Origin of the sequence: Acidisphaera rubrifaciens HS-AP3, assembly GCF_000964365.1 — a bacterium.
Classification (GTDB): Bacteria; Pseudomonadota; Alphaproteobacteria; order Acetobacterales; family Acetobacteraceae; genus Acidisphaera; species Acidisphaera rubrifaciens.
Genome location: NZ_BANB01000073.1, coordinates 1 through 9703 on the forward strand (window position 1 = coordinate 1; position 9703 = coordinate 9703).

At 68.3% G+C, this 9703-nt stretch carries 11 protein-coding genes; 7 read left to right on the forward strand and 4 right to left on the reverse strand.

The features are described 5' to 3' along the window. The 6 genes from B8460_RS02470 to B8460_RS02495 all read left to right on the forward strand — a co-directional run. The coding region (locus B8460_RS02470) for an ABC transporter substrate-binding protein (protein ID WP_048859988.1) at positions 1-980 on the forward strand (980 nt) is incomplete at its 5' end. 2 nt (positions 981-982) lie between these two features. Further along, a complete protein-coding gene (locus tag B8460_RS02475; RefSeq protein WP_241771081.1) occupies positions 983-1951 on the forward strand; it encodes a PQQ-dependent catabolism-associated beta-propeller protein in 969 nt (322 codons plus the stop codon). Positions 1952-1974: 23 nt separating this feature from the next. Further along, the gene (locus B8460_RS02480; protein WP_241771082.1) at positions 1975-2751 is read left to right on the forward strand and encodes an ABC transporter ATP-binding protein; all 777 of its coding nucleotides are present in this window, start codon (positions 1975-1977) and stop codon (positions 2749-2751) included. Then, a complete protein-coding gene (locus tag B8460_RS02485; protein ID WP_048859990.1) occupies positions 2748-3611 on the forward strand; it encodes an ABC transporter permease in 864 nt (287 codons plus the stop codon). The genes B8460_RS02480 and B8460_RS02485 overlap by 4 nt, the downstream gene beginning before the upstream one ends. Beyond that, positions 3608-4234, forward strand: a complete 627-nt coding sequence (locus tag B8460_RS02490) for a hypothetical protein (protein ID WP_048859991.1) — start codon at positions 3608-3610, stop codon at positions 4232-4234. The genes B8460_RS02485 and B8460_RS02490 overlap by 4 nt, the downstream gene beginning before the upstream one ends. 7 nt (positions 4235-4241) lie before the next feature. After that, positions 4242-4871 carry a TMEM175 family protein gene (locus B8460_RS02495; protein WP_048859992.1) on the forward strand — a complete coding sequence of 210 codons (630 nt, stop codon included), beginning with the start codon at positions 4242-4244 and terminating at the stop codon, positions 4869-4871. A gap of 10 nt (positions 4872-4881) precedes the next feature. Here B8460_RS02495 and B8460_RS02500 read toward each other — a convergent pair whose 3' ends face one another. From B8460_RS02500 to B8460_RS02515, 4 genes are all read right to left on the reverse strand, one after another. Beyond that, a complete protein-coding gene (locus tag B8460_RS02500; protein ID WP_048859993.1) occupies positions 4882-5457 on the reverse strand; it encodes a PQQ-dependent catabolism-associated CXXCW motif protein in 576 nt (191 codons plus the stop codon). After that, entirely contained in the window at positions 5454-6317 is an 864-nt protein-coding gene (locus tag B8460_RS02505; protein WP_199445519.1) for a substrate-binding domain-containing protein, read from the reverse strand. The genes B8460_RS02500 and B8460_RS02505 overlap by 4 nt, the downstream gene beginning before the upstream one ends. After that, positions 6305-6817 carry a c-type cytochrome, methanol metabolism-related gene (locus B8460_RS02510; protein WP_048859995.1) on the reverse strand — a complete coding sequence of 171 codons (513 nt, stop codon included), beginning with the start codon at positions 6815-6817 and terminating at the stop codon, positions 6305-6307. The genes B8460_RS02505 and B8460_RS02510 overlap by 13 nt, the downstream gene beginning before the upstream one ends. A 122-nt stretch (positions 6818-6939) precedes the next feature. Further along, on the reverse strand, positions 6940-8754 hold the full coding sequence (locus B8460_RS02515) for a methanol/ethanol family PQQ-dependent dehydrogenase (protein WP_373855618.1): 1815 nt from the start codon (positions 8752-8754) through the stop codon (positions 6940-6942). 374 nt (positions 8755-9128) lie between these two features. Between B8460_RS02515 and B8460_RS02520 the strand changes: the two genes are divergently transcribed. After that, a partial coding sequence (locus tag B8460_RS02520; protein ID WP_148360265.1) for an MBL fold metallo-hydrolase occupies positions 9129-9703 on the forward strand: 575 nt, incomplete at its 3' end.

Here is a 9703-nt window from a genome sequence, read left to right on the forward strand (position 1 = left end):
CGAATCAGGTCTTCGAGCTGACCGATCAGGTGATCCACGCGGGCGATGATCCGACCGCCGCGCTGGCCGCCATGGTCAAGCAGGGAATACGCCTGATCCTGCTCGACCTGCCGGCGGCGGACGTGCTGAAGCTCGCGGACGCGGGACGGGCGGAGGGCGTGCTGTTCTTCAACGTCGCCTCCCCGGACGATGCGCTGCGGCAGGCGCAGTGCCGGGGCAACGTGATCCACGTGGCACCGTCGCGCGCGATGCTCGCCGACGCGGTCGGGCAGTATCTGGTGTGGAAGCGCTGGTCGCGCTGGTTCCTCGTCTACGGCAGCCACCCCGAGGACGCGGCGCTGGCGGATGCGTACCGCCGCACCGCCAAGCGCTACGGCGCGAAGATCGTCGAGGAGCGGGTGTTCAAGGATACCGGCGGCAGCCGCCAGACCGACAGCGGGCTGGTGCAGATACAGCAGCAGATCCCGGTCTTCACGCAGAATGCGCCCGACTATGACGTGCTGATCGCCGCCGACGAGAACGAGGTGTTCGCGGGCTATCTGCCCTATCGCACCTGGGACCCGCGTCCGGTCGCGGGCTCGGCCGGGCTGCGGCCCGAGACGTGGGACCCGGCGAGCGAGGCATGGGGCGGCACGCAGGTGCAGAACCGGTTCGACCGGCTGTTCCATCGCGGCATGAAGAGCCTCGACATGCAGGCCTGGACCGCCGGGCGCATGATCGGCGAGGCGGCGAGCCGCGCCGCGACCGCCGATCCGGCGAAGATCGCGGCCTATATCAAGTCGCCGGAGTTCGGCGTCGCGGCCTACAAGGGTCAGCGGCTGACGTTGCGCGACTGGGACTGGCAGTTGCGCCAGCCCATCCTGCTGTCGGACGGGCGCACGGTGGTGTCGATCTCGCCGCAGAAGGGCTTCCTGCATCAGGTGACCGAGCTCGACACGCTCGGCTATGACCGGCCGGAGACGAAATGTTCCCTGCATTGAGATTGGCCGCACTGGGACTGGCCGGCGCGTGCGCGTGGCTGCTCGCGGCCGCGCCCGCCCACGCCTTCACCGCCTTTGTCACCAACGAGCGCGACAACACGGTCAGCGTCGTCGATCTCGACGCGATGAAGACGGTCGCCACGATCCCGGTCGGGCAGCGCCCGCGCGGCATCGTGCTGTCGAAGGACGGCAAGCAGGCCTATGTCTGCGCCAGCGACGACGACACGATCCAGGTGATCGACCTCGCCAGCCGCAAGGTGGTGGGCAGCCTGCCGTCCGGCCCCGATCCGGAGACGTTCGCCCTCGACCGCGTCAACGACATCCTGTTCGTCTCGAACGAGAACGACAACATGGTGACGATGATCGACGTGGCGAAGGACACCCGCCTCGGCGAGATCCCGACCGGCGTGGAGCCGGAGGGCATGGCGATCAGCCCGGACGGGAAGACGATCGTCAACACGTCCGAGACGACCAACATGGCGCATTTCATCGACTTCGCCACGCGCAAGGTCGTCGCCAACGTGCTGGTCGATCCGCGCCCGCGCGTCGCGATGTTCAAGCATGACGGATCGGAGCTGTGGGTGACGTCGGAGCTGGCCGGCACCGTCAGCGTGATCGATCCGGTCAAGCATGTCGTCAAGCGCAAGATCCAGTTCCAGGTACAGGGGCTGCGCGCCGACGTGGTGCAGGCGGTCGGGCTGCGCTTCACGCCGGACGACAAGCTGGCGTTCGTCGCCCTCGGCCCGTCCAACCGCGTGGCGGTGGTCGACGCGACGACGTATGAGGTGAAGAAATACCTGCTGGTCGGGCAGCGCGTCTGGCAGATGGCGTTCACGCCCGATCACAAATACCTGCTGACCACCAACGGCCTGTCGAACGACATATCGGTGATCGATGTCGCGGATCTCGACGTGGTGAAGTCGATCCAGGTCGGACGGCTGCCGTGGGGCGTCGTGGTGGCGAAGCAGTGACCGCCGTGGCGGAGGCCCCTGCGGTGGCCGCGTCGGCGCGGACGGCGGGGGTGCCGGCGCTGTCGGTCGCGGGCGTCAGCCATTCCTATGGCGCGCGCAAGGCACTCGACGACGTCACGTTCGACGTGCCGCAGGGACGGTTCACCGCGCTGCTCGGCCTCAACGGCGCCGGCAAGACGACCCTGTTCTCGCTGATCACCCGGCTGTACGACACGCGGCACGGGCGGATTTCCGTCCTCGGACATCCGATCGATCGCGAGCCGGGACAGGCGCTGCGGCTGCTGGGCGTGGTGTTCCAGGCGCGCACCCTCGATCTTGACATCTCGGTGCGGGAGAACCTGCTGTATCACGCGGCGCTGCACGGCCTGCGCGGGCGGGAGGCGCGGGCGCGGATGCAGGAGGCGCTGGAGGACGTGGAGCTGGCCGACCGGGCGAAGGACGCGGCGCGGCGGCTGTCGGGCGGGCAGATGCGGCGGGTGGAGATCGCGCGCGCGCTGATGCACCGCCCACGCATCATGGTCCTCGACGAGGCGACGGTGGGGCTGGATATCGCGAGCCGCAGCGCGATCGTGGGGCATGTGCGCCGGCTGGTGCGCGACCGCGGCGTGGCGGTGCTGTGGGCGACGCATCTGCTGGACGAGGTGGAGGATGACGACCGGCTGGTGGTGCTGCATCAGGGCCGCGTGCTCGCCGACGGCGAGACCGGGGCGGTGATCGCGCAGCAGGGGGCGGCCGACATACGCGGCGCGTTCAACGCCCTGACCGCCGGACGGGCGCGCGAGGCGGGAGAGGCGGCATGAGCGCCACGGTGATCGCGGGCCCCGTCGCGGAGGCGGCGCCGCTGCGCCGGTTCGGCATCGGTGACTACCTGACATGCCTGCGCGGCATCATGTGGCGCGAGGCGCTGCGCTTCGTGCATCAGCGCGAGCGCTTCGTCTCCGCCCTGGTGCGGCCGCTGGTGTGGCTGTTCATCTTCGCCGCCGGGTTCCGCCAGATCCTCGGCGTGTCGATCATCCCGCCGTACGACACCTACGTGCTGTACGAGGTGTACGTCACGCCCGGGCTGATCGCGATGATCCAGCTGTTCAACGGCATGCAGTCCTCGCTGTCGATGGTCTATGACCGCGAGATGGGCAACATGCGGATGCTGCTGGTCAGCCCGTTTCCGCGCTGGTTCCTGCTGATCTCCAAGCTGCTGGCGAGCACCGCCGTCTCCGTGCTGCAGGCCTATGCGTACATGTTCGTCGCCTATCTGTGGGGCGTGGTGGCGCCGGGCTGGGGCTATGTCGCGGTGCTGCCGGCGCTGATCCTGTGCGGGTTCATGCTGGGCGCGCTGGGGATGCTGCTGTCGTCGGCGATCAAGCAGCTGGAGAACTTCGCGGGCGTGATGAACTTCGTCATCTTCCCGATGTTCTTCGCCTCCGCCGCGCTCTATCCGCTGTGGCTGGTGCAGCAGTCGAGCCCGCTGATCTATCGCATCTGCACGCTCAATCCCTTCACCTACGCCGTCGAGCTGATCCGCTTCGCGCTGTACAGCGAGGTCAACTGGCTGGCGCTCGCCGTGGTCGCGGGCTGCACGGTGGTGTTCACGAGCGCCGCCGTCATCGCATACGACCCCGCGCGCGGGCTGATGGTGCGGCGTGGCGGAGGTCCGGCATGAGGCGCGCCCTCATCCTCGGGCTGGCGCTCGCGGCGCTCGCCCCCGCCCTGGCCGCCGCCGCGCGCTACGGCGTCGATCCGGACTGGCCGTGCCAGTCGATCAAGGTGGCCGACCTGTCGCTCGGCACGATGTGGACCGGGCCGCCGGTCGATGCGTACGCGCAGACATGGCAGCAGGACCCGCAGGTGGCGCCGCTCGCGCAGCGGCTGGTGCAGCGGCGGCTGCCGGTCGACGAGGCGACGGCGGAGGTGAAGCGGTTCGCGGCGACGCTCGGCGCGGACCGGTCGGTGAAGCTGCCGATGCTGATGGCGGCGGTGTTCGACCTGATGGATACCGAGCGCCGGGCGGTGGTGGACGGTCTGGACCGGTTCGGGCGGCGGCAGAAGGAACTCGCAGCGTCGCTGCGCGCCGAGGCGTCGGGCGTCAACGCCGAGACGACGGCGCCGAACGCCGACGCGGCGAAGATCAGCGCGGCGATGCAACGGCTGGAATGGGACCGGCGGGTGTTCGATTCGCGGCGGCAGTCGATCGAATATGCCTGCGCCGTGCCGTCGGTGATCGAGCAGCGGCTGTTCGCCCTCGCCCGCGCGATCCAGGCGGAACTGCCGCAGACCGGCAAGTAGCCCGCCGGTGGAGACGCGCTACAACGTCTTCGCCGGCGGCAGCGCGGAGCGGCTCGCGGCGCTGAGTGACGGCGTGTTCGCGGTGGCGATGACCCTGCTGGTGCTCGACCTGCATGTGCCGGCGGCCGAGGCGCTGCACGGCGAGCATGACCTGCGCGCGGCGCTGGTCGGGCTGCTGCCGCGGCTGTGCCTGTATCTGATGAGCTTCCTCACGCTCGGCATCTTCTGGGTCGGGCAGCAGACGCAGCTCAATCACTTCGCGCGCAGCAACCGCGACCTGACATGGATCCATCTCGCGTTCCTGTTCGCGGTAACGCTGATGCCGTTCTCCACGGTGCTGATGGGCGACTTCATCGCCTATCGCACGGCGCTGGTGATCTACTGGCTCAATATCCTGCTGCTGGGCGTGATCCTGTACGCGTCGTGGCGCTATGCCGCGCGCGCCGGGTTGCTGCGCGAGGGGGTGGCGGCGCAGACCGGCCGCGACGTTGAGCGCCGCATCATCATCGCGCAGACGCTCTATGCCGTGGGCGCGCTGCTGTCGGTGGTCAGCACGACATGGAGCCTGGTGTTCATCATGCTGGTGCAGCTCAACTACGTGCTGGCGCCGCGCATCGGCTTCCTGCAGCGGCTGTAGCGGCGCGGCGTCAGGAAGCGGGCCGCGGCGGCGGGGTGTTCGGCGCGAGCGGCAGGCCGGCGCGCTTCCAGCCGTTGACGCCGTTCGGATACCAGTCGACATGCGTGTAGCCCCAGGCGACGGCGCGCTTCGCGGCGTTCCATGAATGCCAGCACGATTCCTTGCAGTAGATGACGATGCGGCGGGACCGGTCGCCGCCGGTCGCGCGTCGCAGCCCGTCGCGGAAATAACGCTCGGTCGCCGGGGCGATGGCGCCGTAGCCGACATCGGGCAGCCAGAGGCTGCCGGGGATGTCGGGATGCGGCCGCGGCACCCAGAGCGTGCCGGCAGGCAGGCCGGCGGGGCGCGGCGGCTGCGGCGAGGTGTCGATGAAGGGCACGCCCGCGCGCCACGCGGCGGCGGCGGCGGCATCGTCGAGCACGGTGGCGCCGCGCAGGGTCGCGGGCACCGGGCCGTGATAGTCGTCCATGCGGTAGCCCGCCGGTTCGGGCGGGGCGGCGGGTGGCGTGGCCGATGGGGCCGCATGGCCGGCGGCCGCCGGCACAAGGAGCGCGGCGACCGCCAGGATGCGCAGGCGACGCCTCACGGCTTCAGCGGCTTGCCCTGTGCGTCGAGCAGCGGCACGCCGTAATCCGTCAAAATCTTGTTGATCGCGTCCTGATTGTCCGAAATCAACCGGTCGAGCGTGCGTTTCCACGCGCGGTCGGACCGGCGCACGCCCATGGCGATCGCGAAATCCATGCGGTCGCCCTTGTCCTTGAACAGCGGCACGACGGTCAGCTTCACCGGGCTGTGCAGCGCGTAATAGCCCGCGATCGGTCCCCACAGCACGCCCGCGTCGATGCGTCCCGCCTCGATGTCTTCCATCATCGTCTTGGCCGGCGCGTCGTAGCGGGTGTCGACGGTGAGCGGATAGGGCTTCGCCTTGTCCATCAGCCCATTCTGCGCGAGCAGGGTCGCGGGCGGGGTGCGGGCGACGACGCCGATGCGCTTGCCCTTCAGCCGCGGATCGCCCATCGAATCAACGCCCGCGAGGTCGGACGTTGCCGGGTAAACGAGGGCGTAGATCGTGTGGTAGTACGGGTTCGTCGTCTGCACCATGTCGGTGCCGACGCCCACGCCCATCACCACGTCGCAGCGATCGGCGTTGAGGGTGACGCGGAAGAAGCCGATCACCTGCGGGAAGTAGGTATACTCCACCGGGCGGTGGAGCTTGCCCGCCAGGAGTTCGGCGATCTTGTTCTCGAACCCCTGCCCCTGTTCGTTGGAGAACGGCAGGTTGCGCGGGTCCGCGCAGACGCGGAAATGGTCGGGATCGACCAGCTCCGCGCCCGCGCCCAGCCCCTGCGCATGCAGCCGCGCGGCGGTTCCGCACAGGCCGAGGGCCAGCGCCGCGGCGGCCCATGGCGCGCGGCGGAACCGGCAGAGGCGCATCAGCCCATGCACGAGTCTTCTGCCTCCTGGAATCCCTTCGGCTTCGGCTCGTGCGCCTTCGGGCGTTCGCGATCGAGGGCGCCGTCCGAGCGCGCGCGCAGATAGACGTAGATCGCGTCGATGTAGCACATGACGTTCTTGTTGGTGCCGAGCGACGGCATCACCAGCGTCTGCGCCGCGGAGACGTCTTTCTTGCCGCCGGCGACGGTTGCCATGAACTGCGGATAGGACAGGTGCTGCAGCGAGTTCACCAGCGACGGCGCATAGGTGGAGCCGAGGCCGTCCGGCCCGTGGCATTGCAGGCAGTTGGCCGCGTAACGAACATAGCCGATATACGTGTAGAAATCGACTTTCCCGTCCTTGATGTTGAAGGTCGGGTTGCCGTCCTTGTCCATGTATTTGCCCGCGTCTTCCGACACGGGTTTGGGATCGCCCGAGCCGTCCGCGCGCACGGCGCCGGTGGCAGCCAGCAGAAGGATCGCAGCCAGACCGGCCGCGCGGGTCAGCTTCATCGACTCAATTTCCCTTGTTAGGCGAATTCGATCAGCACATTCGCACGTCGTGGGCGCTGAAACAGATCGGGCCGGCGCGGCCCCGCAGGGTTCACGCCGGCCCGTAGTTTCAAGTCAGACGATCAGTTCGGCAGGCTGAACACCGTCAGCGTGCCGCCGAGCGCCGTGTAGCTGTTCAGGCCGGCATAGCCGCCGACCGCGCCGAGGCCCGCATGGGGGTCCTGCAGCCCGGCCGCGAGGCCGATGCCCGCCCAGCCGCCGACGCCCGAGAGGACGGCGACGTACTGCTTGCCCGAATGCTCGTAGGTCATCACGTTGCCGATGATGCCCGACGGGGTCTTGAACTTGTACAGTTCCTTGCCCGACTTGGCGTCGACCGCCTTCAGGTAGCCCTCCAGCGTGCCGTAGAACACGACGCCGCCCTTGGTCGCGAGCGCGCCCGACCACACCGAGAACTGCTCCGGATCGGACCATACGATCTTGCCGGTGCTGGCATCCCAGGCGATGAAGTTGCCCATGTTGGTCTGACCCTTCGGCGGGAACATCGAAAGGGTCGCGCCCACGTAAGGCTGGCCGGCGGTGTAGGACACGCGGAACGGCTCGTAGTCCATGCACACGTGGTTGGTCGGCACGTAGAACAGCTTGGTCACCGGCGAGAAGGCGGCCGGCTGCTCGTCCTTGCTGCCCAGCGCGGCGGGGCAGATGTTGGTCGAGTTCACGTCCTCGCCGTTATGCTCGGTCGAGTACTGCGGCACGACCAGCGGACGACCATAGGTCTCGCTGTTCTTGTCCATGTCGACCTTGGTGGCCCAGTTCACCGCCGGGTCGTACTTCTGCGCGACCAGCAGCTCGCCCGTCGCACGGTTCAGCGTGTAGCCAAACCCGTTACGGTCGAAATGAACCAGCGCCGGCACCTTCTTCCCGCCGATCTCGAGATCGGCCAGGATCATCTCGTTGATGCCGTCATAGTCCCACTGGTCGTGCGGGGTCATCTGATAGACCCACTTCGCCATGCCGGTGTTGGCATCGCGGGCCCAGATCGTCATCGACCACTTGTTGTCGCCCGGGCGCTGCTTCGGGTTCCAGGTCGAGGGGTTGCCGGACCCGTAATAGATCAGGTTCAGCTTCGGATCATAGGTGATCCAGCCCCAGGTATCGCCGCCGCCGATCTTCCACTGGTCGCCCTTCCAGGTCTTCTCGGAAGAGTTCTCGCCGACCGGCTTGCCGAGCGACATGGTCTTCTGCGGGTCGATCAGGGTGTCGGAGTCCGGGCCCATCGAATACCCGCGCCAGACCTGCTTGCCGTCCTTCGCGTCATACGCCGCGAGCCAGCCGCGCACGCCGAACTCGCCGCCCGACACGCCGACATAGACCTTGCCGTTGACATAGAACGGCGCGCCGGTGCCGGTCGCACCCTTGGACGGGTCATCGGTCTTGACCGACCACGCGACCTTGCCGGTCTTGGCGTCGAGCGCGGCCAGCGTCGTGTCGGCCTGATGCAGGAAGATCATGCCGTCGCCGTAGGCCACACCGCGGTTGACGGTGTCGCAGCACATCACCGGGATCACGTTCGGATCCTGCGTCGGCGTGTACTTCCACACGATCTTGCCCTCGTGCGCGAGATCGAGCGCGAAGACCGTGTTGGGGAACGGCGCGTGCACGTACATCATGTCGCCGATCACGAGCGGATTGCCCTCGTGACCACGCAGGACGCCCGTCGAGAAGGTCCACGCCACCTGCAGCTTGTGCACGTTGGAGGCGGTGATCTGCGACAGGTCGGAGAAGCGCTGACCGCTGTCCGAGCCCGCCGGCGTCGCCCAGTTGGCCGAGTTGGCCATGGCCGTCGTAAAGTCGTCCGCGCGCGTGGCGGAGGCCGCCAGAAGCGACGCTGTGGCCACTCCGGCCGCCAGCATGTACCGCGCCGTCTTCATACGCATTGAGTTTCTCTCCCTCGCGTCACTCACAAGGCCCAAAGACCGGCTCGGTGCGCGACATACGGATCGCACCAGGCCAGCCGCGGCCACTATAGCGGGACGTGTGTCTGCCAACAGCGTGTCACGGCCTCTGCGGAACGTGGGCTTCGCGCCCAACTGATATTCAAGCCTCCGCAGCACCTGCGAGGCATTGTCCACCCCCCCGAACCTAGTGGACAGCCTTGAAGTCGGCGACTACTGAAACGTAGGCCAGTCTTCGCGATTTCCGCAATAGGCCGCGGCAGAAAATCGCCCCGATCCGCCATAAGCGCGAAAGCAAAATCAAGTCGATGCGATGTGCAGCGCAACATGAAAGTCATCAACGCTGTCCGACCGGCATGCGATCGCGCATCGGCCGCCGGGCCGTGCTCAACGGCGTATGCAACACGTTAACGCTGCTGTCCTTTCCGGCCCTCGCGCGCGCCGCGACGGATGCGGCAACGGGCGCCGCCGCCGCGGCGCCGTTCCTCGTCGCCGCGCCGCAAAAAGGGCTCTACGTCCATCCCGGACAGGTCGCGCTGACCACGCCCGCCAACCGCGGCGACATCGCCAACCTCACGGTCATCGTGGGCGACGACGCGGCGGCGGTGATCGACACCGGTGGCAGCGTCGAGGTGGGCGAGGCGCTGCGTGCCGCGCTGCGCCGCGTCACCGACCGGCCGCTGCGCTACGTCATCAACACGCACGAACATCCCGATCACAGTTTCGGCAACGCCGCCTTCGCGCAGCCCGGCGTGACCTTCGTCGGGCACCGCAACCTGCCGCGCGCGATGGCCGACCGCTGGGCGTCGTATCAGCGCTCGTTCACGGCCCAGCTCGGCGCCGCCGCGATCGCGCGGGTGCGGATGGTGCCGCCCACGCTGCTGGTCGCCGACCGCACGGTGCTCGACCTCGGCGGGCGGCGGCTGGTGCT

Bases quoted from the DNA above. Each gene is read 5' to 3' on its own strand.
- B8460_RS02490 (WP_048859991.1), top strand. From the start codon at position 3,608: ATGAGGCGCGCCCTCATCCTCGGGCTGGCGCTCGCGGCGCTCGCCCCC.
- B8460_RS02515 (WP_373855618.1), bottom strand. From the start codon at position 8,754: ATGCGTATGAAGACGGCGCGGTACATGCTGGCGGCCGGAGTGGCCACA.
- B8460_RS02485 (WP_048859990.1), top strand. From the start codon at position 2,748: ATGAGCGCCACGGTGATCGCGGGCCCCGTCGCGGAGGCGGCGCCGCTG.
- B8460_RS02510 (WP_048859995.1), bottom strand. From the start codon at position 6,817: ATGAAGCTGACCCGCGCGGCCGGTCTGGCTGCGATCCTTCTGCTGGCT.